Source organism: Devosia sp. FJ2-5-3 (assembly GCF_029201545.1).
GTDB lineage: Bacteria > Pseudomonadota > Alphaproteobacteria > Rhizobiales > Devosiaceae > Devosia.
The window spans coordinates 4,136,973-4,161,430 of sequence record NZ_CP104007.1; the positions used below are offsets into that span (position 1 = coordinate 4,136,973).

The following is a 24,458-nucleotide window of genomic DNA, read 5'->3' on the forward strand; positions in this document are numbered from 1 at the left end:
TAGGCAGTTGCGCAACGACGATCCGCCTTCCCATGTCTGGGGAAATCTGTGGGCAACCCTATCTGCAGCGATCCAACTGGTCGGCGGCGAAAAGGTGCATATAAGACCGGCTGGCTGTGATTCTGCTCAGCGCTCACTCGCGCGCGCCATGCTTGCATTCAGGAGATCGCATGCGGTTAGAACCGGAAGCTTTTGACAAGGTAAGTGCCGATGAGCAGCGTCTGGCCGCTTTGCATCAACTCGACATTCTGGACACCCCCCCGGAGTTGGGGTTCGACCGTATCGCCGACCTCATAAGGCTGATCTTCGGCGTGGAGATCGGGATCGTCTCCATGATCGACGGCCACCGCCAATGGTACAAATCGGTGTTTGGCCTGGGGACTTCCGAAGCATCCCTCAATAGCACCTTCTGCCGTTATACCCTGACGCTGGGGCACCAGGTCATCGTGCCGGACGCGACCAAGGACCCCCGGTTCTATGACAATCCGCACGTGGTCGATGGCCCGCGCATCCGGTTCTATGCGGGGGCGCCCATCACCACGCATGACGGGCTGGTCATCGGCACGGTCTGCGCCATCGACACGACCATGCGCGAGTTCGGCGAGCGGGAGACGGCGATCCTCATGCATCTGGCCGCTCTGGTCATGCGCGAGCTTGAATTGCGCCAGGAGGCGGCAACCGACGTCCTCACCGGCGCCAGCAGTCGTCGCGCCTTCAAGGAAGAGGTGAAAAAGCACCTGTCCCTGGCCAATAGACACGCGCTTCCGCTCAGCTGCATCGCCTTTGACATCGATCATTTCAAACGGGTGAACGACACTTACGGACATGCTGCGGGCGACAAGGTCCTCTCAGGCGCAGTGAACGCGCTCAAGACTGGGCTGCGCCAAAGCGATTGCATCGGCCGTGTCGGTGGGGAGGAGTTTTCGATCCTCCTGCCGCAGACCGAGTTGGCAACTGCCGTCAATGTCGCCGAGAAACTGCGCCATCTCGTCAAGGATCTGCGCTTCCCGGGCAGCAATCCGCCGATTGCCGTCACAGCCTCCTTCGGCGTTGCGGCACTGGGGCCGTCGGACGATATCGAGACGTTTCTCAACCGGGCCGACCAAGCCCTCTATCAGGCCAAACGTAGCGGCCGGGACCGGGTTTGCAGCGCCGCCGCTGCAAACGAGCCCGAAAAGAAAAACCGGCGCCGCGTGTTGAAGGCCGGGCAGATCATCTTCAATGGTGGCCGCTCCACCTATGACTGCACCGTGCGCAGCCTGTGGGAAAACGGCGCCGAAATCGCCATCTCCCTCCCGGCGATCCTACCCGAGCAGTTCGAGCTGTTGCTCAAGGGCTCAGCGGAAAAATATGCCTGCACACTGACGAGCCGAACCGACAGCTCCATCGAAGCCGTCTTTTCCTGATTTCACGCAAGAGCGTCGGCGCCACAGCTTCAGCGGTGCGGACGCACAATCTGCATCGTCGCACGCCCGGACCGCACGGGGTTCGGCACATGGCGGAAAGCGGTTTGCCCGCCAACGATGAAAATCTCCGTCAGCCCGTCGACACGACTTGCCTGCTCATCGGTCCGGGCGATGGCGGCATTGGTCTCGTCCACCAACGCCGCATTGCGCTGGGTCATTTCATCCATCTGGCGCACTGCGATATTCACCTCCGCAATGGAGGCGGCCTGATCGCTATTGGCGCGCGCAATGTCTTCCATCAATTGCGCATTCTTTCCAATCTGGGCGACCATGCTGTCGAGCTGGGCCGTCGCCGAAGAGACAAGGCCCTGTCCGAGCGACACGGCCTCGCCCGATTTTTCGATCAGGCTTTTGACTTCCCGGGACGCTTCCGCCGCGGACCCCGCCAGCCGGCGCACTTCCAGCGCGACGACGGCAAAGCCCTTGCCCGCATCCCCGGCGCGAGCCGCCTCTACCGAGGCATTGAGCGCAAGCAAATTGGTCTGGAAGGCAATGTCGTCGATCAGTTTGATGACGGTCTTGATCTGCGCGGACCGCGCCGTAATCTGTTCCATCGCCAGATTGGCGTTTCCGATCTCCTGCCCGGTCTCCGCGGCGCCCTCATAGACAGCGCGTGCGTTGATGCGCCCCATTTCGGCGCGTTGCGCATTGGCGCGCACCGTCTGCGACAATTGCTCGACCACCGACCCGACTTCCTCGAGCGCGGCAGCCTGCCGGCTCGTGCGCTCTGCCAGATCGCTGGCACCCGAGAGAATTTTTGCCGTTGCCGAGCGCAAGGCCCCCGTCGTTTCGCGCAGCTGCACGACGATATTGCTGAACCGGGCGGCCGTTCTGTTGAACGCGAGACGCACCTCGTCCAATTCCTCGGGAAATCTCTGCTCGATAGTGTGGCTCAGATCGCCCTTCGCCAGCAGATCGAGCGCGCGGCTGAGAGTGTTGACCGCCTGCTTGCGGGCGGTGATATCGGTCGCATATTTGACCACCTTGTAGGGCCTGCCACTGGCATCGAAGATGGGATTGTAGGAGGCCTGGATCCAGACCTCCTGGCCCCCCTTGCCGATCCGCAGATATTCCCCGGACCAGAACTCACCATTGCCGAGCTTGCGCCAGAACTCCTGATAGCCCGGGCCTGTGAGATCGTCGGGATGGACGAAGATACGGTGATGCTGCCCCTCGATCTCGTCGAGGCGATAGCCGAGGGCGGTGCAAAAATTCTCGTTCGCCGTGATGATCTGCCCGTCGAGGGTAAATTCGATAACCGCCTGGGACCGCGAAATTGCCGCCAGCTGTCCCTTGGCATCGATGGCCTGGCGGTGGCGTTCGGTGATGTCGCTGGCCACTTTGACAATGGAATGGACCTTCCCGTCGGGCCCGGTCAGCGGATTGTACGAGGCTTCGATCCACGCTTCAGCGCCGCCTTTCTGGATTCGCTTGAAGCTGCCGCTCTGAAATGTCCCGCCCGCCAGTTTCGACCAGAAGGCCGCATAGTCGGCAGAGGCCCCATAGTCGGCATCGAGAAACATCGAGTGGTGGCGCCCGACGATTTCTGACAGCTGGTAGCCCATGATCGAGAGGAAGTTGGAATTGGCATCCTTGATCGTGCCATCCGGTGCGAATTCGATGAAGGCCTGCGACCGGCTCAACGCCGCCGATAGTTCGATGGCCTTCGCGCCCTTGCTTTCCCTATTCCAGCGAAAAAAATCAAAGCCCATTAAATCTGCGTCCTAATTTGCCAGGCACCTGAACTGCTCTCGGAGCCGATGACAGGCCGTATTCGCCCGTCGCCAGGAAAAGGCAGCAGGCCGCGTGCATGGGGTGGGGAGATATTTCGCTGGATATACGTGCTCGCCGAGCGCGCAGATCGAAATCGATCTCATCATCGCGAACAGATAGCTAACACTTCGTCACCGGGCCAAGGATGGGCGAGCTTCGGCACCGCGCGGGCCATATTGCCCGCTCCATCAAAACTCTCGCCTTGCCCACCCGTCCCATATGAAACCTTTGCCCCCTCGTCCGGCTTTAACTGGACAGTGCAAGGAGTTTTGCCATGACCTTTCCAGCAGATCCCGCGCAACGGCAGCCCAAGGGCGATCACAATCGTCGCCTCGCCCTTGGTCTGGAGCCGGAGGCTTTGGCCGCCGAGGCGGGAATAAGTGTCGAAGACCTGCGCAAATATGAGCGGACGGGGCCGGATGAAGATTTCGACCTCGACGTGGCCCAGCGCGTCGGCGCCGCCCTCGAACGCATCGAGGCCAATCCACCACCGACCCAGTCCGTCATCACCTGAAGCCCCTTCGGGCATGATCCTTGGCTCCGCCTTCCCCAAGACATCGCGGCAGGCGGGGCCGATTTGCGTGCGGCCGGCCTGCGGGTGGCCATGGAGGGCGAAAAATGGACCAGGGCGTGACGGAACTCGATTGGCAGCGCCTGCTGATCGGCGACGATTCTTCGGTGATCTACCTCGAAATTTTTGTCCGCACCCTCATCATCTATGGTTATACGCTGGTGCTGCTGCGCTGGCTCGGCGGGCGCGCCATCGGCCAATTGTCCACTGTGGAATTCCTCCTCGTCATCGCCCTGGGGTCGGCGGTGGGCGACGCCATGTTCTATCCCGAAGTTCCCCTTCTCCATGCCATGGCGGTGGTGACCCTGGTCGTGCTGGCCAATAAGGGGCTGGACATGGCCATGGCGCGCAACCGGGGCATCGAGCGGGCCATTGACGGGGTGCCCAAGGAGGCGGTTCGCGAGGGGATAATCCTCAGCCATTTCCTCGATGGCAAGGCGCTGACCACCAGCGAACTGGCCCAGCAATTGCGCCAGCACGGCATTGAGCATCTGGGACAGGTCGAACATGCCTATGTCGAAACGGACGGCGTCCTGACCGTGTTCAAGAGTGCGCCCCATGCCCGACCCGGCCTTCCCATCGTGCCGCCCTGGGAGATCGAGCGACCCCTCATCGTCTCCGCAATGGCGGAAGGCGGAGAGAGTTTGGCCTGCATGCGGTGCGGCTGTCTCGTCACCCGCCCCCACAGGGCGCCCTGCCCCAATTGCGGGCACGATCAATGGACCCTCGCCCGCGCTGGCGCCTTATCCTGACCGGTCGGGTTATTTTGAACACGACCGGGCGAAATCAGGGCCAAATAGCCCGTAAAACCGGGCTTTCGGCCGTAAAACCACGCGAGCCTTGACTTGGCCGTATTTGAGGTAGAGTATAGCGATATACGTTTTCTGCCCCTGTTGGCGACCTGATCTGACCGAGTTTGTCGGTTACTTAGCTTTCCTCCCGATTTGCGAACGTTTTAGGCTCCAGTCGCATGTGCGGCGGAGAAACTGCTCGTTTGCATTCACTCGAGCGAAACGCTGAGAAGCTATTATGATCAACGGCACCGTCAAGTTCTACAATTCCACCAAGGGCTTTGGCTTTATCTCCCCCGATGACGGCGGCAAGGATGCATTCGTGCATGTTTCTGCGCTCGAGCGCGGCGGGATTTCGGATCTGGCTGATGGCCAGAAGGTTTCCTACGACCTTGAAAAGGGTCGCGATGGTCGCGAATCCGCGATCAATCTGCAGGCAGCCTAATTCGTCTCTTCGCGGGGACCCAAGGTCCCCGCCCCCAAACGGGAGCATTTCGTGTTGCATCGCTACAAAGTCGGCCAGATCCTGGAACTCCGCTCTGCCCCACGGCACAGCAACCGGCCAGCCGGTACTTGCGAAGTGATCAATTGCCTCCCACATGAGTCTGGCCCGGTTCTCTACCGGGTCAAATCCTGGAACGAGCGGATCGAGCGGGTGGTCGAAGAAGTCGACCTGACCCCGAGCGAAACCAGCAAAAGCGCTTCCAGCGAAACCGAACGCGTTTTCGACATCGCCATTTCCAAGAAATAGCGCTGTCGGGGCTGCCTGAGGCAGCCAAACCAGTTTCCGCCCCCAAATCCATGCGCTTCGAGCGCAGGCGGGCGGATCAACCGGCGCCCACTCGTCATGAGCCTGTCAAAAATGACGCTTACGAGTTGGGGACGCCGCAAGGGTGCCTGAACGGCACCACCAACCGCCAGCGCCAAAGGCGCTGAGACAAGACCGGCTCAAGCCGGCAGAAAGACTGAAAACATGAACACTCAAATGCTTCACGCGCCGGGAGAACTTTTCCTCGGCAGCGACGCCGCCACCGCCATTGCGCAGGGCTCGCGTCATTTTCGCCGTGCCGACAAGGCTGTGCGCTTTGCCATGGAACATGCCGCGCCGGTCAGCCTGCGCGGCGCCATGCTCAAGATCGGCAACCGCACGCTCGGCCCGTCCGAAATCCGCTCGCTGCATCGCCAGCTGAGCCTGTAGTCCATAAAACTATGCTGAAGAGCGGGGTCCCTTATCGTCCAATCCGGGCGGTGAGGGGCCCCGCGCCCGTTTGGGCCGTCGCTGCGGCCGTCCCGGCCCACATGGCGAGGGTCTTTGCTGGGCAAAGTCTCGGCGCATGGGGCGGTACAATAGCAATCGGGCCGTTCCCTGTTGCCAGGGTTCGGCCAGTACAATCGCTTGGCGAAAGGCTTATTGCGGGCGCGGAGAAGAACCGGGGCGCGGGGCGCGGGCCGGTGCCTTCGGCGCTGCGATCAGGCCTTCACGGATAGCCTGCTTGCGTGCTGCCTTGCGGGCGCGACGAACGGCTTCAGCCTTTTCGCGCACGCGAGCCTCGGAGGGCTTTTCGAAGTACTTACGGAGCTTCATCTCCCGGAACACGCCTTCGCGCTGAAGACGCTTCTTGAGCACGCGGAGCGCCTGCTCGACATTGTTGTCGCGAACTTGAACCTGCAAGAATTTTCCTAACGTTGTGGCCGCCTCACCTCGCGGCAGACGGAGCCGATCCTCTGATCGTGGCACCTCGTTATCAGCAGAGGCGTCTCTCGCCAACCCGCCTTAGCAAAAATGGTTGCGTTCCGGGCCTCCGAGGCCCAAGATTCTTCCTATCCGGGCCGGAGCTGACTAGACAGGCAGCAAGATCGTCAGCGGAAAACTGCCCATGGTTGCCATTTTCATCGATGCCGATGCCTGTCCCGTCAAGGATGAGGCCCTGCGCGTGGCCGAGCGACACGGCCTCGTCATCACCTATGTCGCCAATTTCGGACTGCGCCCTTCGCGCGATCCCATGGTGCGCATGGTCATGGTGCCTCAGGGCGCCGACGCCGCCGATGACTGGATCGTCGAGCATGCCGAGACCGGCGACATCGTGGTCACGTCCGATATTCCGCTGGCGAGCCGCACGCTCGAAAAAGGCGCTGCCGCCATTGGCCCCACCGGCAAGCTCTTTACCCGCGAGAGCATCGGCATGGCCCTGGCCATGCGCGAGTTGAACCAGCATTTGCGCGAGACCGGCGAGAGCCGGGGCTTTAATGCCGGCTTCACGGCAAGGGACCGCTCCAACTTCCTCCAGCATTTCGATGCCCTGGTCCAGCGCGCCAAGCGCGATGCGCAGAATCGCCAAGCCGGCAATTGACGCCTCGAATGCAAGACGGCACGGTCGGCGTAACCACGGGTTCGCTTGCTCCAGCATGGTCCCGCTGGCGAAAAACCAAAAAAGGGGGCCGGTCCATGAGGCCGGTGGGGGAAAGAGCATGAACCAGATCGATCTTGCCGGCCGCATTGCCGTCGTTACCGGCGGGGCGCGGGGCATCGGCTTTGCCATTGCGCGGCGGCTCCTCGCGTCAGGTGCCAGGGTGAGCCTTTGGGACATGAACGGGGATCTGCTCGCGCAAGCCTGTGCCGAGCTCGGCGCCGGCGCCGAGGGGATCGCGGTCAATGTCACCGATTATGACGCCATTGCCGCCGCCGTCGCCGATGTCGAGGCCAGGCATGGCAGTCTCGATATTCTGGTCAATTCAGCCGGGATCGCCGGCAAGAACGCCCCGCTCGATGAATATGAAATCGCCGAATGGCACCGGGTCATCGATATCGACCTCAATGGCACATTCTACGTCAACCGCGCCGTGCTGCCGGGCATGAAGGCGCGCAATTACGGGCGCATCGTCAATATCGCCTCGATTGCTGCCAAGGAGGGCAATCCCAATGCCGCTGCCTATGCGGCGGCCAAGGCGGGCGTCGTCGGCATGACCAAGGCGGTCGGCAAGGAATGCGCCAGATTCGACATCGCCATCAACGCCATCACCCCGGCCACCGCCAAGACGCGCATCCTCGACGAGCTCAAGCCCGAATTCATCGACTATATGCTCAGCCGCATCCCCCGCGGCCGTTTCCTCGAAGTGGAGGAGGCCGCCAATATGGTGGCCTGGCTGGTCTCGGCCGAAAACAGTTTTACCACAGCCTCGGTCTTCGACCTCTCGGGTGGCCGCGCCACCTATTGAGGCCGGCCAGTCGGAAAAGCAAAACCCCGGTGTCGCCACCGGGGTTTTTCGTTTTATGGGTCAACCCGCCATTCGCGCATGGCGCTCATGGCCTTGCCGCCTCAAATCGCTCCACTGGAGCGATTTGCCCTTCGGGACGACGTCAAGCCTTGAGCTTGGCGAGGATGGCCGCGCCCATTTCGGCGGTGCCCACGACCTTGCGGTTATCCTGGGCAATGTCGGCGCAGCGCAGGCCGTCGGCGAGAACGGCGGCGATTGCGCCCTCCACCTTGTCGGCCATTTCGATCATGCCGAAGGAATAGCGCAGCGCCATGGCATAGGACGCGATCATGGCGATCGGGTTGGCAATGCCCTTGCCGGCAATATCCGGAGCCGAACCGTGCACGGGTTCATACATGGCCTTGCGCTTGCCGGTCACGGGATCGGGCGCACCCAGCGCAGCGGAGGGCAGCATGCCCAACGAGCCGGTCAGCATGGCGGCAACGTCGGACAGAATGTCGCCGAAGAGATTGTCGGTGACGATGACGTCGAACTGTTTTGGATTGCGCACGAGCTGCATGGCGCAATTGTCGGCCAGGATGTGGTTGAAGGCGACGTCCGAATAATCCTTGGCGACAGTGCGGACGACTTCGTCCCACAGTACGCCGGACTTCATGACGTTCTTCTTGTCGGCCGAGTGGATCTTGTTGCCGCGGGTGCGGGCGAGATCGAAGGCAACGCGGGCAATGCGGTCGATTTCATAGGTCTCGTAGACCTGGGTATCGACGCCGCGCTTCTGGCCATTGCCGAGATCGGTGATTTCCTTGGGCTCGCCGAAATAGACGCCGCCGGTCAGCTCGCGCACGATGAGGATATCGAGGCCTTCGACCAACTCGCGCTTGAGAGCGGAAGCATCGGCCAGCGCCGGATAGCAGATGGCGGGGCGCAAATTGGCGAAAAGCCCGAGATCCTTGCGGAGGCGCAAGAGGGCGGCTTCCGGACGCTTGTCATAGGGGACATTGTCCCACTTCGGACCGCCGACAGCGCCAAAGATCACGGCGTCGGCCTTCATGGCCTTGGCCATGTCGTCTTCGGAAATGGCTTCGCCATGGGCATCATAGGCGCAACCACCGGCCAGGCCACTCTCGGTGGCGAAATCGGTCAGGCCTTCGGCGTTTGACCATTGGATGATCTTTTCGACCTCGACCATGATTTCAGTGCCGATGCCGTCGCCGGGCAGAAGGAAGAGGGAATTGGTGGCCATTTTGGGGGAAAGCTCCTCGCCGTACTGGTGGTTACGCCTGTTGGCGGCAGATAGCGTCATTTTTCGCCTTCGCGCAAGGCAGGCCGCGCATTCGCGACAATCAAAGACAGATTTTGCGCGCGCCGTTCAGCACTTCTTCACGGTGTTCGGCTTGTGTGGCGTCGAGACACGTATTTAGGGGGACTAAACAAATGCTCAACCGCGGAATGGCCGTATCGGCCATGGCGCTCTTGCTGGCCGTAGCCCCTGCGCTTGCGCAGGATGAGAATGGCCGGTCCTCCATGGGCGAAAAGCCGATCTGGGTGCGCTACCCGGCCATCGCACCCGATGGCGAGACGCTCAGCTTCACCTATCGCGGCCGCATTTTCGTGGTCGATGCCGAGGGCGGCCTCGCCGTTCCGCTCACCGCCAATGGCACCTATAGCTATGGCGCGGTGTGGTCGGCCGATTCGGAGCGGCTCGCCTTCGCGTCCGACCTCAATGGCGATGACGACGTCTACACCACCGATTTTTCGGGCTCGCTCGAGCGCCTCACCTGGTCCTCGGCCAGTGAAGTGCCCACCAGCTTTGCGCCGGACGGACAGTCCCTGCTCTATACCGCGCTGCGCCTCGGCGATGCCGAGCAGAGCGTGCAGGGCGCGTTGTCGAGCAAGCCCCAGCTTTATGCCGTCGACACGGCAAGTGGCCGCGAAAGCCTCATCCTGCCCAATCTGGCCCAGCAGGCACAGTGGAACCGCGCCCAGACGAGGCTCGTCTATACCTATAATCCCTCCGGCGACCCCGACGACCGCCAGCACCGCGTGGCGCCCAATGCCCGCCAGATCTGGACCTATGACAAGATCAGCGGCACCCATGAGCCGGTTTTCGAAGTCGACGGCATCGATCGGCACAACCCGATCTGGAGCGCCGACGGGCTGACGCTGTACTATCTGTCCGAAGCGAGCGGCTGGCTCAATGTGTGGAAGCGCGATTTGGCGAGCGGCGCGGATACGCAGCTGACGCGCTTCGACGGCGATCCGGTGCGTGACCTGTCGGTGGCCGATGACGGCACGCTGGCCTTTTCCAATCGCGGCCGCATCTACGTCCAGAAGCCAGGCGCGACCGAGGCCAAGGCCATCGAGTTGCTGACCCTCGAGCAGCGCGCCGGGCGGCGTGACAATCTCTATGCCGAAATGGTGCAGGATTTCGTCTCTTCCCCGGACGGCGAGCTCTTCGGCATCGTGGCCAATGCGGATGTGTTCGTGCAGGACGGCGCCGGCAATTTCCGGCAAGTGACGGCGACGCCGGGCCAGGAGCGCGACATCGTCTTCTCGCCGGACGGGTCGATGTTGGCCTATGCGGCGCTGCGCGAGCATCAATGGGGCATTTATGCCGTCGCGCTCAAGGGCGAAGACGAACAGGGGGGCCTCGCCCCGTCCTACGCGGAAATCCCGCTCTATATCCCCGAGGAGGGCAATGCCTATGTGCCGCGCTTCTCGCCCGATGGCACCAAGCTCGCCTTCGTCGCCGACCGGCGCGAAATCCAGGTCCTCGACCTCGCCAGTGGCGAAGTGACCAAGCTTTATGGTGAAGGCGATCATTTCTCCCAATATCGCGATGGGGTGATGAATTTTGCCTGGTCGCCCAATTCCCAGGATCTGCTCGTGCCCTGGCGGGCCATGGATGGTTCGGAGGCGCACCGCGTCGCCATCGTTCCGGCCGATGGCGGAAGCCGGGCCCAGCCCATCGGCTCGGTGCCCAATCTTTTTGGCGCCACATGGAGCCTCGATGGCACGCAGATCATCGGCGCCACCACCCTTTATGGGCCGCGCGATTCCCAGCTCCATGCCCAGAGCAGCGACCTCTACCGCATCTTCCTTTCCGAAGAGGCGCGGCAGGATTTTCTCGAAACCGCTGAAGGCACCGCACCGGGCCTCGACGAGGCCGAGGACGGGACTGCGCTCGCGCGCCGCTACGGCCCCGACCAGTTCCGCAACAGCCGGCTCGAGGGGCGCCTCACCGCAGGCGAGGACGGCCTGATGACCATGTGGCCCCTGCCCGATCTGCAGAATCTGCTCGCGGTCAGCGCCGCGGGTGGCGACAGCTATGTGCTCGAAACCATCAGCCTTGCCGATGGCAGTGTGACCACGTTCGGCAGTTTCGAGGCCCCGGGGCTGCAGGCCCTCTCCTTCGTGCGGGATCTGGGCGTCATCGACGCGCGGGTCAATGGCGCCATATTGCGCGTGCCACTGGCGGCGCCCGACCAGATCGCCATGATCAGCTCGCGGCTGTTCTACTCCCGCGACGCCGATAGCGCCCGCATCGCCGGTTTCGAGCAGGCCTGGGCCGATGCGAAATATCGCTATTACGACGCCGAGCACGAAGGGCGGGACTGGGATGCGATCGGGGCGAAATATCGCGCCTATCTCTCCTCCATCGCCAGCGACCGCGAACTGCGCGAATTGATCTCGGCCATGTATGGCGAGCTCTCGGCCTCGCACATGTTCACCGGCTATCGCGGCATGGAGGCGGCGCGCCAGGATCTGGGCAACAATAATGACGCGCTCGGCGTCTATATCGACCATGGCTATGACGGCCCGGGCCGGCGCGTTGCCGCCATCCTGCCGGGCGGCCCGCTCGACCGGCGCAGCATCGATATCGCGCCGGGCGACATCATCGCCTCGGTCAATGGACGCGATGTTCCTGAGGCCGGCGGGCTCGATCGCCTGCTCGACCTCAATGTCGGCCGCCCTGCCCTTGTCGGGGTCAAGGATGCCGAAACCGGGGACGACCGCTTCTATACGGTCTCCCCGATCGACCAGAACGCCGAAATTGCGCTGGCCAAGACCCGCCTCATCGATGCGCGGCGCGAAATGGTGGCGCGCCTCTCAAACAGCTGCGTTGCCTATCAATATGTGCCCGACATGGACGAGGCGGCCTATCTCGACCTCCTGGGCAATCTCAGTGCCCAGCGCGGCATCGCCCGGGCGGCCCTGATCGACGTGCGCTCCAATGGCGGGGGCAATCTCACCCGTGAGCTCATCACCCTGCTCACCGGGCAGGCCTATGCCAGCGTCGGCCGCAATGATGGCCCGCAGGATGTCGAGCCCAATAATCGCTGGGTCTGGCCCAGCGCGGTTCTCGTCGATTCCTTCGGCTATTCGGACGGCTCGGTCTTCCCTCAGGCCTATCAGGACAATGCCATCGGCCCGCTGGTCGGCGACATCGTGCTCAATACCGGCACGGCCGTCGATTATGTCCGCAGTGCGGTGGTGCCCGGCCTCGTCTATGGCCTGCCGGTCCTGCCCAATCGGCGCATGGATGGCAGCTATTACGAGAACTTCGTCATCGAGCCGGAAATCCACGTGCCGTTCAATCCGAACGCGGCCGGACTCAACACCGACCCGCAGCTCGAAGCGGCGCTGGCGGCCATCATGGCCGAGATCGGCGCAGACGCCGATTGCCGTATCTACTGAAAGCAAAAAGGGCGCCCCGATGGGCGCCCTTTTTCCAATCTTCGAGAGAAACCAGTCAGGATTTGGCGGCGCCGATGCGGGCGGTCACTTCGATCTCGATCTTCATGCCTTCCTCGATCATCTGCACGATGAGCATGGAGGCGGCCGGGCGGATGTCCTTGAACACGGGGCCCACGGCCGCGACGACCTCGTCCACGAGCGACCGGTCGCCGACATAATAGACCACCCGCACCGTGTCCTCGATGGAGGAGCCAGCTTCCTTCAGCGCCTTGTCGATGGTGGCCAGCGCATTCCTCGCCTGCTCGCCCACGCCCTCGGGCATGGTCATGGTGGCGTAATCATAGCCGGTCGTGCCGGACACATAGATCGTGTCCTCGTGGCGGACGGCACGGGAATAGCCAAAGGTCGCTTCAAAGGGCGAGCCGGTGGAGATGCGCTGCACCATGGATCAATCCAATCGTTTCATGAAAAAATAGCGGGTATGCCCGGGCGGACTGTCTTCGAGCCGGCCAAATTCGGTGTAGCCGAGCTTTTGGTAAAAGCCGGGTGCCTGGAACGAGGTGGTGTCGAGCCGCAGGCCGACACAGGAGTTTTCCCGTGCCAGCGCTTCGGCCCGCGCCATCAGCGCCGCGCCGATCCCGGTCCCGCGATAGGCCTCTGGAATATGCAGCAGATCGATGTGGATCCAGCCATAGGCGATGCGGGCGGAGAGGCCCCCCTCGGTCTCGCCCGCCTCGTTCTTGAGGGCCAGAACGAAAGACGAAGGAGCGGTGAACCGCCCCTCCGTCTGGATTTCATTATACTCGACAAGACCGTTGAGGATGATGTCGTGGGACTTGGGACTGGGGCCCTCTTCCAGAACGATCCTTGCCATATTTTACAGCCAGGGACGCTCGGAGGCCATCTTGCCTTCGAAGGAGGTGATGGCCGGGTCGGACTTCAGCGTGCCGGCGATATCGTCGAGGCCTTCGAGCAGGATCTGCTTGCGGGACGGGTCGATATCGAAATGCAGCGTGCCGCCATCGGGCCCCTGGATGGTCTGGGCCTCGAGATCGATGGTCAGGGTGGCGTTGGAGCCACGCTCGGCATCGTCGAGCAGGAGTTTCAGCTGCTCGGGCGACACCACGATGGGCAGGATGCCGTTCTTGAAGCAATTATTGTAGAAGATGTCGGCAAAGCTGGTGGAGATCACGCAGCGCACGCCGAAATCGAGCAGGGCCCAGGGGGCATGCTCGCGGCTCGACCCGCAGCCGAAATTGTCACCGGCGATGACGATCTTGGCATTGCGATAGGCCGGCTTGTTGAGAATGAAACCGGGGTTTTCCGAGCCGTCCTCATTATAGCGCATTTCCGAGAACAGGGCCGTGCCCAGTCCGGTGCGCTTGATGGTCTTGAGGTACTGCTTGGGGATGATCATGTCGGTGTCGATATTGATGATCGGCAGCGGCGCCGCGACACCCGTCAAAGTGGTGAATTTATCCATGGATAGGGACCTCGCTTTGCCATGGGTCTTTGCGCAAAGCGGGCCCGGGGTCAAGTCGGCAGGGCCCGAAAGCGTTCGGTCGACAGGCGCGGAAGGTGCTGCCGGCGCCTTGGGCTACGCTCCGCCGATGAGGATGCCGGCGGCCAGCACCAGGCTTCCCCCCAGCACCACCTGCAGCACGGCCCGCCAGAACGGGGTCTGCATGAAGCGTTTCTGGATATAGGCGATGGCCCAGAGTTCGACCAGGACGACGAAGATCGCAAGACCGGTGGCGAGGGTGAAATCGGGGATGAGATAGGGCAGCGCATGCCCGAGCCCACCCAGCGCCGTCATGATGCCGGCCGCCAGCCCGCGCTTGATCGGCGAGCCGCGCCCGGTCAGCTTGCCGTCATCGGAGGCCGCCTCGGTAAAGCCCATGGAAATGCCCGCGCCCACCGCCGCGGCGAGGCCGACGAGAAAAGTCTGCCAGGTGCTGCCGGTGGCGAAGGCCGCCGCGAAAACCGGCGCCAGGGTCGAAACCGAGCCGTCCATCAACCCCGCCAGCCCTGGCTGCACATAGGTCAAAACAAACTGGCGATGGCTTTCGGCCTTTTCGCTCTCCATCCCGTCCTTGCCCACCAGCTGCTCGTCGAGCTTGTCGGCTGCCTTGGCGTGGCCGCGCTCCTGGGCTGCCAGATCGCCCAGAAGCTTGCGGATGTCGGCGTCGCTCACCTCCTGTGCGGCGGCGAGATAGAAGCGATAGGCGCCATCCTCCATTTCCCAGACCTGCTGGCGCGCCTGCTCGAGGCTGAGCGTCTTCATCAGCCAGATCGGCTTGCGGGTGAGAAAGCCGCGCACATGCTCGCGCCGGATCGGCACGAGGCGCTTGCCGAAGCGGGCGACGTAAAGATCGAGGAGGCGCCGGCGATGCTCGTCCTCTTCGGCCGCCATGGCTTCGAGCAGCGCCGCGGACCCCGGATAATTGGGGGCCAGCCGCGTCGCCAGCTCGGAATAGATCCGCCCGTCCTCTTCCTCGGCGGCTACCGCCAGGGACAGGATTTCGCGCTCGGAGAGGGAGGAAAACTCACGCCTTGTGTCACGCAGCAGGGGAAACATCAGGCCCTCACAGTTTAGAATGATTCCAATATTACTTAGAACCATTCTAAACTTGCTGCAAGCCGTTTTCCGCCTGCGACATGCAGCGGGCTTGAGGCCGGTCGCGCTCTGGGCTAAGCGATGCACAGGAGACCCGCCAATGGCCAATCGGGCTGACATCACTATCAAGGAGCTTGGCACCGTTCTGGCGGTGCTGGCGCTTTATGTGCTTGTCCTGCTCACTCCGCTGCACCAGGCGGCGGGCCTGCAGCGCGATCTCTCGGCGATGGGTTTTGAAACGCTCGCCAGCTGGTCGGCCTGCCAAAGCCTGGCCGAGGACGAGACGGGCGATCCGCTCGCCGCCCCTGCCGTGAAATGCCCGGCGGCCAGCCTGGGCAAGACCGGCCTCGCCACTGGCGTGCCGCCGGTGCTGCTCATCGAAACCCCCGGCCGGGCCGAGATCGTCTTTTATGCCGATGCGGGCGACAGCCACCCGCTCCGCCTGCCCGACCATTTCGGGCAATCGCGCGCCCCTCCAGCAGCGGTCTGATTTTTTAGCCCTGGTCCACTGGCCAGGTCCGATAATCCCGTTCTGGAGATCAACAAATGATCCGTCTTTTCGCGCGCGCCCTGCTGGCGTCGACCCTTGCCCTTTCCCCCATCGCCGTTTCCGCCCATGAGGCCGGCGCCAAGCCCGCCCATGGCGCCGAGGCCCATGCGCCTGCCGGCCCCCTCGTCACACTCGGCGATCTCGAAATTTCCGGTGCCTTCACCCGCGCCACCCTGCCCAATGCCCCGGTGGGCGGCGGCTTTCTGACCATCACCAACAAGGGCGCCGCGGCCGATCGGCTGGTCAGCGCCACAGCCCCCATCGCCAAGGAAACCCAGATCCACGAAATGGCGCTCGAAGGCGATGTCATGAAGATGCGCCAGCTCACGGACGGCATCGAGATCGCAGCGGGCGAGACCGTCACGCTCGCACCGGGCGGGCTTCACATCATGTTCATGGGTCTCAACACCGCGCTGGTCGAAGGCGAAAAAGTGCCGGTGACGCTGACCTTTGAAAAGGCCGGGACCATCACCGTCGATCTCGCCATCGGCGCCGCTGCCGCCGCCAAGTCCATGGGGCATTAGCAATGGCAAAACCCCTCTCCCGCCTGCGCCTCGTCCTCTGGGTCGTGGTGGCCGCTTTTGCGGTCACCGCCACCGGCCTTTATCTTTTCGGCGCCACCCGCCCCACCGAAGCCGCCGGCATCGGCCATGGCGATTATGTCCTCACCACCGCCGATGGCCAGAGCTTTACCCGCGAGAATTTCAACGGCCATCCCTCGGCGCTGTTTTTCGGCTTCACCCATTGCCCCGATGTCTGCCCCACCACGCTGGCGGAAATGACCGCCTGGAAGGCGGCGCTGGGCGATGACGGCAAGGATCTCAAAGCCTATTTCATCACCGTCGATCCCGAGCGCGACACGCCCGAGATCATCGGCGATTATGTCGCCTGGACCGATTTCGTCACCGGCCTCACCGGCACGCCCGAAGAAATTGCCAAGGCCACCAAGGCCTGGGCCGCCTTCGCCGAAAAAGTGCCGCTCGAGAATGGCGACTACACCATGGACCACACCGCCTCGGTGTTTCTGCTCAACCGGGACGGCGAATTCGAAGGCACCATCGCCTTCCGCGAAAACACCGACACGGCCATCGGCAAGCTGCAAAAGCTGATCAAGGGCTGAGGCAGGGCCCAGAACATCACCCCCTCCCAACCTCCCCCTTCAAGGGGGAGGTGCTGATCGAGTGTGGGGTGAGAATGTCGATCGACTATCCTCCCATGGCAGGATCAGGAATGCCGAAGCATCCCACCCACCGGCAGACACCCTCCCCCTTCGAGGGGAGGGTTGGGGAGGGGGGATGAGAGCCCCGATTGTTATCGCTCCCCGCGCAATCCCCCGCCTTCCCTTGGGCTCGACCCGAGGGCCTCCATCCACGCGCAATTGCCACTATTTGGGCTCGCCGAGTGGCGCTCGATTGACTGATACGGGCCAATCAAACGCCCATGATGAACACGCGACCTCACCCCAGCCGCGGATCACCCGCAAAATCAGCCCGCGAAAACTCCATGCTCTGTCGCGGGAATTCACGCACCGCCTGGACGAACCCCGCCCCGACCCGCAATTTCCAGGTCTGCCGCGCGGTCGGCGCCGGGGCGGCGAAGGCCGTGCAGGCCAGCACCGCCAGATTACTCCCCGCGCCCGGATCGCGCACCGACGCATAGCGAATGACCGAAACATCCTCCGCCCGAGCCGCATCGGCCAAGTTCTGGCAATCGGAATAGTCGACGGAATCGCGCCAGTTCCCCGCATCCGCCATCGCCGCATGGGTCAGGTCCACCGCCCGCTCCACCGCCAGCAGCGCTGAAAACGCCGTATAATCCGTGGCATTGGCCGGCAGGGGCGTCGACGGCGATTCGGCAAAGAACAGGAGCCGATAGAACGCCATCTCGGCCAGCGCCGTCTCCACCGTCTCGGCGCAATAGAACACCCCTTGCGTCCTGCCGGCGCGGCGAAAGCGCGAGCCATGGGGATAGACGGCGCCATAGCGAAACGGGGTTGCGAGGAGATAGTCGAGCCCCCGGCATTCGGGCGGCAGGCTGGGCTTGCTCTCTTCCAAAACGGCTTCGAGCATTTCCTGCTCGGCGAGGCTGTCCACCAGTTTGAGGGTCGAGACCAGATGCTGGGCCTCGACCAGCCGCCAGGCCGGGCCGCGATAGGGCGAGATAGCTTGAGGAGCGATCAAGAAGACGCGGCCCTAAAGCGGCGCGCGGCGCGCATCGAGATAGGCGAGCACCTCGACCAATCCTGCAATCGAGGCGATCCTGTCGATCGGCCTGCCGCCCAGCGCGCTGTTTTCTCCCACCATCCAGCCGCGGATGACGGCGGCATCGCCCCCGGCAATGGCGTCGAGCGAGCGAAACGCCCGGATCAGCAGAACGGAAAGCTCGAAGGGTTTTCCGTCCGCGTCGAGAATGTAATTGCCGTTGCGCATGCGCGAAATCGTCGGCTCGCTGGTGCCGATGGTCTGGGCCAGACGTCGCGCGCTCAATCCCAGTGCTTCTGCCGCGCGCAGCACGGCCTTGGTCACCACACCTGCCTTGTTGGTTTCGGCCGCGACAGCAAGAACGGGCATTTCACTCTCCTGAAATAGTCGAGTTTCGAAATTTCATGAGAAAGATAGTTCCTATCCCCTGCCAATGCAAGGGCACGCGCTCAGAGGTCTTGCCGCACCTGGCCGAGATAGCCATTGGCGCTATCGGGTACTTCCCGTTCCAGCCAGTCCCGGAAGGATTGTACCTTTCGTGACAGGCGCCGCCCCTTGGCGGTCGCGAGGAAATAGCCGCGCGTGCCTTTGACCGAGCGCTCGAAGGGCCGGACGAGGCGTCGGTCGCTGACCGCATCGGCGCTCATCATGTCTGCCGCCAAGAGCACGCCCTGCCCCGAAATGGCGGCGTCGAAAGCCAGCGAGGCATCCGAATAGACGGGGCCCGACATGTGCGCTCGGGGGTCCAGTCCTGCCGCGCTCAGCCAGAGCGGCCAGTCGAGCATGCTGGTCTGGTCGGCAATAACCGGCACCTTGCCGAGATCGAAGGGGGCGGGATAGCGGGCGAGAAACTCGGGCGAGCAGACCGGCTGGTAGTCATTGCCGCCAATGGGAATGGCCTCCACTCCCGGCCAGTGGCCGTCGCCATATCGTATGCCGCAATCGATGTCGTTGCGCCCGAGATCGCGCATGGCCCCGGTCACATCGAGCCGCAATTCGAGGCCGGGATGGGCGGCATTGAATTTGCCGACCCGCCAGATCAGCCAGCGCGAGGCAAAAACGCTGCCCACCGTTACGTTGAGCACGCCATCGTGAACTCCGGTGAGGCCCGAAAGCCCCTCTTCGAGCGCCAAAAACCCGGCCGACAATTGCGGCAGCACATCGGTCAGCACCGGCAGCGGCCGCAGCCCCTGGGCCGTGCGGGCGAAAAGCTCGACGCCCAGCCGCTCTTCCGCGCGCCGCAGGTGCTGGCTCACCGCGCCACTGGTGACGCCAAGCTCCTCTGCGGCCGGCGCCAATGCGCCATGCCGGGCCACAAGTTCGATAGCCCGCAACGCGTTAAGCGGGATGGAGAAGCTCTTGCCCATATAGTTTTTCTAAACCGGCGGCCAGAGCTTGTCCATTGCCGGGCCAGCCCGTGCTGACGCATTATGGCGTCATAATTTTCCAGCACCCCACATCGGGAGATAATAAATGTTCACGCTACGCCAGCTTTGGCGTCGCGCGCTGGCCTGGCTGAACGCGCCGGGCACTGGCGCAACGCCGCTCACCCACCGCCCCTCTTTCGGGGATGAAATGAGCCTTCAGGACTGGTCTGACCTGCCCTCGCATCATCCCGGCCGCGCAAGGACGCCGTGCTGAGGCCATATTCGCGGGATTGATAAGGCGACGCCCTCCAGATCAATCCAGGATTTGAGATGCCCCGTCTTGCTCTTGCCGCGCTCCTTTGTGCCGTCAGCTTCGCGCCCGTTTCCGCCCAGGAACAGACGCCCGCCGCAACGCCTGAGATCACCATCAATCCCTCTGCCCCGATCGCCCAATTGCCCAAATCGGCGCAATTGCTGACCGGGCTCTATGCCACGCTGGCCACGCTCGAGATTTGCGCCGTGGACGTGCCCGAGCCGGCCCGCACGGGCATGAGTGCCCACCGCCGACAGATGGAAACATCCCTCTCCATGGACGAGGCCACGGGCGTCAAAGCCTATGACGTGGTGCGCGCCGATGTCGAAAAGACCGGTGTCGACTGCGCCGAAGCCAGCCCCGATCGCAAGCAGGCCGACGCCGTCATCGCCCTCTATAGCGGCGGCTGATCTTTCACTCGCAGATCTGGGCCGTGCAGCTCTGCCCATGGCAGCCGAGATCGAGGTGGAAATGATCGTTATGGCTGTCATTGGCCTCGGGCCCGAGCACGGTCGTGAACAGCCCGCAGGCTGCGCCATGGGCCTGGCGCAGCATTTTTCCCTCCGGCGCCGCGGCCGGCAGCCAATTCGGCTCGACCGCGATCCGCCGCCCGTCCTCGAGGGTGAACCCGGTTACGTCGAGCGCATTGGCAAAGCCATGCTCTGAGGTCGCGGCCTCGGCATTGCCGTTTCGCCCCCGGCACATCATCGACGTGCCGGTTTCAAGCGATGCGAGGGGGCTGTCGAGGGCGGCATTGGCATAGGCATCCACCGCGCCCACCCAATCGGCCAGCGCTCCGGCCATTTCGCAATTGGTGGTCACCCCTGCCGAAAAATCGATCTGGTGGCCATTCACATTGACTGCCGTGACCGAAAGCGGCGAGCGCTCCCCGCAAATACCCTCGGCAATCGGCTCGAGCATTTCGCCCACCACTTTGCCGCTGAGAAGCGCCGGGCAGGCCGTCTGGTAAATCCTGTCATCGCTCGCCACCGCCGGTGCCTCTGGCGCGACCGCCTTTTCAGGCGCTGCCTCGGCGTCGGGCGCAGGCTCGGCCTCCTGCGCATCCTCCACCGCCTCTGGCGCGGGCGCTTCCGCCTCCTGATCATTCAGCGTCTCCGGCCGCGGCCGGGGAATGGGCGGCGGCGCAGGCTTTTCGTCCTCCGCCCTCACCGCCGGCGCAGCAGGTTCGGGCTTTGCCGGCTGGGCGCGCGGGGCCGGCGTGCGAGGGGGCACGATGGTCTCCACGAACTCTTCGAGGGGTTTTAAAAAATCCTGCGCGGCGGCTGGAATGCCGAGGCAGGCGAGCAGGGCGAGTGTGGCAATTGCGGTGCGCATAGGCCGACAACGCAGAATAAGCCTGTCGCGATCCCGTTTACGCAACGGAAACCATCTTTGCGGCCCGTTCGGCTTCTGCTATCAGCGCGCACATGACAACGCCGCTTTCCCATATTCGCAATTTCTCCATCGTCGCTCACATCGACCATGGCAAATCCACCCTGGCCGACCGCCTGATCCAGACGACGGGCGGGCTGGAGCAGCGCGAGATGAAGGAGCAGGTGCTCGATAACATGGATATCGAGCGCGAGCGCGGTATCACCATCAAGGCCCAGACCGTGCGCCTCAACTATGTGGCGCAGAACGGCGAGACCTATGTCCTGAACCTCATCGACACGCCCGGACACGTCGACTTCGCCTATGAAGTCTCCCGGTCCATGGCCGCTGTCGAAGGCTCGCTGCTCGTCGTCGACGCCTCCCAGGGCGTCGAGGCGCAGACCCTGGCCAATGTCTACCACGCGCTCGACGCCAATCACGAAATCGTGCCCGTCCTCAACAAGGTCGATCTCCCCGCTGCGGACATTCCGCGCGTCAAGACCCAGATCGAGGACGTCATCGGCATCGACGCCTCCGAGGCCGTCGAAATCTCGGCCAAGACCGGCCTCAATATCGAGGGCGTGCTCGAAGCCATCGTGCATCGTCTCCCCGCGCCCAAGGGCGACATCAACGCCCCGCTCAAGGCGCTGCTGGTCGACAGCTGGTACGACACTTATCTCGGCGTCGTCGTGCTTGTGCGCATCATCGATGGCGTGATGAAGAAGGGCCAGCGCATCCGCATGATGGCCTCGGGCGCCGTATACGAGCTTGATCGCGTCGGCGTCAACACGCCCAAGCTGGTCGAGGTCAAGGAATTGACCCCGGGCGAGCTCGGCGTCTTCACCGCCTCGATCAAGGAAGTGGCCGATACCAATGTCGGCGACACCATCACCGATGATCGCAAGCCCACTGCCGAGGCCCTGCCCGGCTTCCGCCCGGCCCAGCCGGTGGTGTTCTGCGGCCTGTTCCCGGTCGATGCGTCGGACTTCGAAGAGCTGCGCGCCGCCATGGGCAAGCTGCGGCTCAACGACGCCAGCTTCTCGTTCGAAATGGAAACCTCGGCCGCTCTCGGCTTCGGGTTCCGTTGCGGATTCCTGGGGCTCCTGCACCTCGAAATCATCCAGGAGCGGCTGTCGCGCGAGTTCGATCTCGATCTCATCGCCACCGCGCCTTCGGTAGTCTACGAGGTCGAAATGACCAGCGGCGAAACGCTTCTGCTGCACAATCCGGCCGACTTGCCGGATGTGATGAAGATCGCCGAAATCCGCGAGCCCTGGATCAAGGCGACGATCCTCACGCCCGACGAATATCTCGGCGCGATCCTCAAACTCTGCCAGGACCGCCGCGGCATCCAGAACAATCTCTCCTATGTCGGCTCGCGCGCCATGGTGGAATATGATCTGCCGCTCAACGAGGTGGTGTTCGATTTCTACGATCGGCTGAAGTCCATTTCCAAGGGCTATGCGAGCTTTGACTACAAGCTCGATACCCATCGCGAGGGCGATCTGGTCAAGCTGACCGTGCTGGTCAACGCCGAGCCCGTCGATGCGCTGGCCATGCTGGTGCACCGTTCGGTCGCCGAATCGCGCGGCCGCCAGATGTGCGAAAAGCTCAAGGAGCTGATCCCGCCGCATCTGTTCGTGATCCCGATCCAGGCCGCCATCGGGGGCAAGATCATCGCCCGCGAAACGGTTCGCGCCATGCGCAAGGACGTGACCGCGAAGTGCTATGGCGGCGACGCCACGCGTAAACGCAAGCTCTTGGACAAGCAGAAAAAGGGCAAGGCCAAGATGCGCCAATATGGCAACGTCAACATTCCCCAGGAAGCCTTCATCAAGGCCCTCAAGATGGGCGATGACTGATGCGCATATACAGGCTGCATCTCAACAAGAAGTGGCCTGCGCACATAAACAGGGACGGGATGTACGTACTGGGCGACCCAGTGCACGGCAGTCAGAAACATCATGCAAGAAATAAGGTGTTCGTCGCGACTGAAGAGGAAGCAATATCCAAGATTCGCAAGGGTCACTCGATCTGGGTGAAGTCTCCGACTGCTCCGGCACTGGTAAGAGACAACCTGTTTATTGACGGCGAAAAGTACACCTAGGTCAGAATCAGACGCAATTTAGTGCCGGGTCACCTGTTCAGTGACCCGGCAAATTTGTTATTCCAGCGTCAGCTTGACCAGTTCGCCTTCCATCATCATCGGCACATAGATCGCTTCGCCATCGCTGCCAATATCGGCCGAACCCACGGCGAGGGTCGCCAGGGTTTCCGGCGCGCTGCCGGACGTGATGCGCCAGATGGCGCCGCCGAAGAAGTCCGACACCACATAGGCGTCGCCGATCTTGACGATGCCATCGAGGAAACCGATTTTTTCGGCCCCTTCCACGACCGAAACGGCCTTGGTGGCGATATCGACGCGCACCAGCCCGCCCGGCACCATGTCCTCGGGCTTTGCCGCCAGCGTTCCGAAACTGGCAATGAGCAGGCTGTCGCCATCGGCCAGGATGCCATTGGGGCTGTCGAGCGCGGCGTCCTCGACGAACAGGGCCGCCTCATTGCCCGCCACCGCATAGATGCGATTGGCAAAAGTGTCGGTCACATAGATCGTGCCGGCCGCGTCGGCGGTCACGTCATTGAGGAAGGTCGCGCCCTCGATGGCGAGGGTTTCCACTGCGCCCGAGGCGAGGTCGACAATGCGCAGATTGGTCAGATCGGCGACATAGAGTTTGCCCCCGGCAATGGCCGACCCCTTGGGCGCATCGAGCCCGGTGACCCAATCGGCATCGATCATTGCGCCGTCGAGCGAGACGAGGCTGAGCGTGCCATTGCCATCGGCCTCGGTGGCTTCGCCCACGATATTGGAGACGATCAGCCGTGAATTGTCGGCGTCGAAGACCACCGATTCGGGCACGTCGAATCCGCCCAGGCGCCAGGCCTCGGCCGCCGAAACCGCGCTGGAACCGGCCATCAAAACCGCCGTCAACCCAAGGGCGAGCGCTGTTCTTGTCATGAAAATCCTCCTCGTCTGCAATAATTTACCTGAAAAACGCGGCGGCACTCCGGTCCGGTGTGCCACGAGGGCAGTCTATCGACCCGGCCACTCTCCGTCACCCTTGCCGGCCGGAACCCCAGCGCACTATTTTGCCCCACGCCGGCGGCTATGCACCTGTCACCAGCAGAAAATCCCCACCCACCGGCCCAACTCCTCCCCCTATCAGGGGGAGGTCGAGTGGGGGTTCTTCCCCGATCCAGCAACGCGCCTCCCACCCACAGCGTCATCCCCGCGAAAGCGGGGACGCCCGTCCAACGGGAATACCCGCTTGCGCGGAAGGACGCTGGGCCCACCAGGCTTCCCTCGGGCTCGACCCGAGGGCCATTCCGCGAGCCCCCTACTAACAATATACCCATAAAGCGAACCCATCAGCTCAGGCCCCAGCGCATCTCCATGGGTGCCCAACCCTCCCCACCCACCGGCCCAACTCCTCCCCCTATCAGGGGGAGGCCGGGTGGGGGTTCTT

General features: G+C 63.0%; 26 protein-coding genes. 14 read left to right on the top strand and 12 right to left on the bottom strand.

The features are described 5' to 3' along the window. Positions 1-170 precede the first annotated feature (170 nt). A complete protein-coding gene (locus N0P34_RS19825) occupies positions 171-1,406 on the top strand; it encodes a sensor domain-containing diguanylate cyclase (RefSeq protein ID WP_275604922.1) in 1,236 nt (411 codons plus the stop codon). A gap of 29 nt (positions 1,407-1,435) precedes the next feature. On the opposite strand, the gene N0P34_RS19830 is transcribed toward N0P34_RS19825, so the two are convergent. Beyond that, positions 1,436-3,178, bottom strand: a complete 1,743-nt coding sequence (locus N0P34_RS19830; protein ID WP_275604923.1) for a methyl-accepting chemotaxis protein — start codon at positions 3,176-3,178, stop codon at positions 1,436-1,438. A 335-nt stretch (positions 3,179-3,513) separates the two neighbouring features. Here N0P34_RS19830 and N0P34_RS19835 point away from each other — a divergent pair, with 335 nt between their 5' ends. From N0P34_RS19835 to N0P34_RS19855, 5 genes are all read left to right on the top strand, one after another. Then, positions 3,514-3,753, top strand: a complete 240-nt coding sequence (locus tag N0P34_RS19835) for a hypothetical protein (protein WP_275604924.1) — start codon at positions 3,514-3,516, stop codon at positions 3,751-3,753. 104 nt (positions 3,754-3,857) lie between these two features. Next, positions 3,858-4,562, top strand: coding sequence for a YetF domain-containing protein (locus tag N0P34_RS19840; protein ID WP_275604925.1), 705 nt, complete (start codon positions 3,858-3,860; stop codon positions 4,560-4,562). Positions 4,563-4,839: 277 nt separating this feature from the next. Then, positions 4,840-5,046: a cold-shock protein gene (locus N0P34_RS19845; RefSeq protein WP_275604926.1), complete on the top strand. Its 207-nt coding sequence runs from the start codon at positions 4,840-4,842 to the stop codon at positions 5,044-5,046. A gap of 51 nt (positions 5,047-5,097) precedes the next feature. After that, complete coding sequence (locus tag N0P34_RS19850) at positions 5,098-5,352, top strand: hypothetical protein (protein WP_275604927.1); 255 nt, start codon at positions 5,098-5,100, stop codon at positions 5,350-5,352. Positions 5,353-5,574: 222 nt separating this feature from the next. Beyond that, positions 5,575-5,799, top strand: coding sequence for a hypothetical protein (locus tag N0P34_RS19855; protein ID WP_275604928.1), 225 nt, complete (start codon positions 5,575-5,577; stop codon positions 5,797-5,799). A gap of 210 nt (positions 5,800-6,009) precedes the next feature. Here the strand turns inward: N0P34_RS19855 and rpsU are convergent, their stop codons facing one another. Next, positions 6,010-6,273, bottom strand: coding sequence for a 30S ribosomal protein S21 (rpsU, locus tag N0P34_RS19860; protein ID WP_275604929.1), 264 nt, complete (start codon positions 6,271-6,273; stop codon positions 6,010-6,012). Positions 6,274-6,472: 199 nt separating this feature from the next. Here rpsU and N0P34_RS19865 point away from each other — a divergent pair, with 199 nt between their 5' ends. Then, positions 6,473-6,952: a YaiI/YqxD family protein gene (locus tag N0P34_RS19865; protein WP_275607039.1), complete on the top strand. Its 480-nt coding sequence runs from the start codon at positions 6,473-6,475 to the stop codon at positions 6,950-6,952. A gap of 118 nt (positions 6,953-7,070) precedes the next feature. Beyond that, positions 7,071-7,817 carry an SDR family NAD(P)-dependent oxidoreductase gene (locus tag N0P34_RS19870; RefSeq protein ID WP_275604930.1) on the top strand — a complete coding sequence of 249 codons (747 nt, stop codon included), beginning with the start codon at positions 7,071-7,073 and terminating at the stop codon, positions 7,815-7,817. Between the two features lie 142 nt (positions 7,818-7,959). On the opposite strand, the gene leuB is transcribed toward N0P34_RS19870, so the two are convergent. Next, a complete protein-coding gene (gene leuB, locus N0P34_RS19875) occupies positions 7,960-9,060 on the bottom strand; it encodes a 3-isopropylmalate dehydrogenase (RefSeq protein WP_275604931.1) in 1,101 nt (366 codons plus the stop codon). A 191-nt stretch (positions 9,061-9,251) separates the two neighbouring features. On the opposite strand from leuB, the gene N0P34_RS19880 reads away from it, so the two are divergent. Next, positions 9,252-12,515 carry a S41 family peptidase gene (locus N0P34_RS19880; protein WP_275604932.1) on the top strand — a complete coding sequence of 1,088 codons (3,264 nt, stop codon included), beginning with the start codon at positions 9,252-9,254 and terminating at the stop codon, positions 12,513-12,515. 55 nt (positions 12,516-12,570) lie between these two features. Here N0P34_RS19880 and N0P34_RS19885 read toward each other — a convergent pair whose 3' ends face one another. From N0P34_RS19885 to mbfA, 4 genes are all read right to left on the bottom strand, one after another. Next, the gene (locus tag N0P34_RS19885) at positions 12,571-12,960 is read right to left on the bottom strand and encodes a RidA family protein (protein WP_275604933.1); all 390 of its coding nucleotides are present in this window, start codon (positions 12,958-12,960) and stop codon (positions 12,571-12,573) included. 3 nt (positions 12,961-12,963) lie between these two features. Next, complete coding sequence (locus N0P34_RS19890; protein ID WP_275604934.1) at positions 12,964-13,389, bottom strand: GNAT family N-acetyltransferase; 426 nt, start codon at positions 13,387-13,389, stop codon at positions 12,964-12,966. 3 nt (positions 13,390-13,392) lie between these two features. Beyond that, complete coding sequence (gene leuD, locus N0P34_RS19895) at positions 13,393-13,998, bottom strand: 3-isopropylmalate dehydratase small subunit (protein ID WP_275604935.1); 606 nt, start codon at positions 13,996-13,998, stop codon at positions 13,393-13,395. Between the two features lie 114 nt (positions 13,999-14,112). Continuing rightward, positions 14,113-15,093: an iron exporter MbfA gene (gene mbfA, locus N0P34_RS19900; protein WP_275604936.1), complete on the bottom strand. Its 981-nt coding sequence runs from the start codon at positions 15,091-15,093 to the stop codon at positions 14,113-14,115. Between the two features lie 139 nt (positions 15,094-15,232). On the opposite strand from mbfA, the gene N0P34_RS19905 reads away from it, so the two are divergent. The 3 genes from N0P34_RS19905 to N0P34_RS19915 are packed head-to-tail and all read left to right on the top strand — an operon-like array spanning position 15,233 to position 16,802. Further along, positions 15,233-15,622, top strand: coding sequence for a hypothetical protein (locus N0P34_RS19905; protein WP_275604937.1), 390 nt, complete (start codon positions 15,233-15,235; stop codon positions 15,620-15,622). Positions 15,623-15,678: 56 nt separating this feature from the next. Beyond that, positions 15,679-16,206, top strand: a complete 528-nt coding sequence (locus N0P34_RS19910) for a copper chaperone PCu(A)C (RefSeq protein WP_275604938.1) — start codon at positions 15,679-15,681, stop codon at positions 16,204-16,206. Between the two features lie 2 nt (positions 16,207-16,208). Beyond that, positions 16,209-16,802 (top strand): SCO family protein, encoded by a 594-nt coding sequence (locus N0P34_RS19915; RefSeq protein ID WP_275604939.1) that lies wholly within the window; start codon positions 16,209-16,211, stop codon positions 16,800-16,802. Positions 16,803-17,139: 337 nt separating this feature from the next. Here the strand turns inward: N0P34_RS19915 and N0P34_RS19920 are convergent, their stop codons facing one another. From N0P34_RS19920 to N0P34_RS19930, 3 genes are all read right to left on the bottom strand, one after another. Then, a complete protein-coding gene (locus N0P34_RS19920) occupies positions 17,140-17,862 on the bottom strand; it encodes an RES family NAD+ phosphorylase (protein WP_275604940.1) in 723 nt (240 codons plus the stop codon). Positions 17,863-17,874: 12 nt separating this feature from the next. After that, positions 17,875-18,252, bottom strand: a complete 378-nt coding sequence (locus tag N0P34_RS19925; RefSeq protein ID WP_275604941.1) for an MbcA/ParS/Xre antitoxin family protein — start codon at positions 18,250-18,252, stop codon at positions 17,875-17,877. An 80-nt stretch (positions 18,253-18,332) separates the two neighbouring features. Further along, positions 18,333-19,250, bottom strand: a complete 918-nt coding sequence (locus N0P34_RS19930) for a LysR substrate-binding domain-containing protein (RefSeq protein ID WP_275604942.1) — start codon at positions 19,248-19,250, stop codon at positions 18,333-18,335. 330 nt (positions 19,251-19,580) lie between these two features. On the opposite strand from N0P34_RS19930, the gene N0P34_RS19935 reads away from it, so the two are divergent. Beyond that, positions 19,581-19,973, top strand: a complete 393-nt coding sequence (locus N0P34_RS19935) for a hypothetical protein (protein ID WP_275604943.1) — start codon at positions 19,581-19,583, stop codon at positions 19,971-19,973. A gap of 4 nt (positions 19,974-19,977) precedes the next feature. Here the strand turns inward: N0P34_RS19935 and N0P34_RS19940 are convergent, their stop codons facing one another. Then, complete coding sequence (locus N0P34_RS19940; protein WP_275604944.1) at positions 19,978-20,898, bottom strand: extensin family protein; 921 nt, start codon at positions 20,896-20,898, stop codon at positions 19,978-19,980. A 92-nt stretch (positions 20,899-20,990) separates the two neighbouring features. Here N0P34_RS19940 and lepA point away from each other — a divergent pair, with 92 nt between their 5' ends. Further along, complete coding sequence (gene lepA, locus N0P34_RS19945; RefSeq protein ID WP_275604945.1) at positions 20,991-22,796, top strand: translation elongation factor 4; 1,806 nt, start codon at positions 20,991-20,993, stop codon at positions 22,794-22,796. A 302-nt stretch (positions 22,797-23,098) separates the two neighbouring features. On the opposite strand, the gene N0P34_RS19950 is transcribed toward lepA, so the two are convergent. Further along, positions 23,099-23,950, bottom strand: coding sequence for an ATP/GTP-binding protein (locus N0P34_RS19950; RefSeq protein ID WP_275604946.1), 852 nt, complete (start codon positions 23,948-23,950; stop codon positions 23,099-23,101). Positions 23,951-24,458 lie beyond the last annotated feature (508 nt).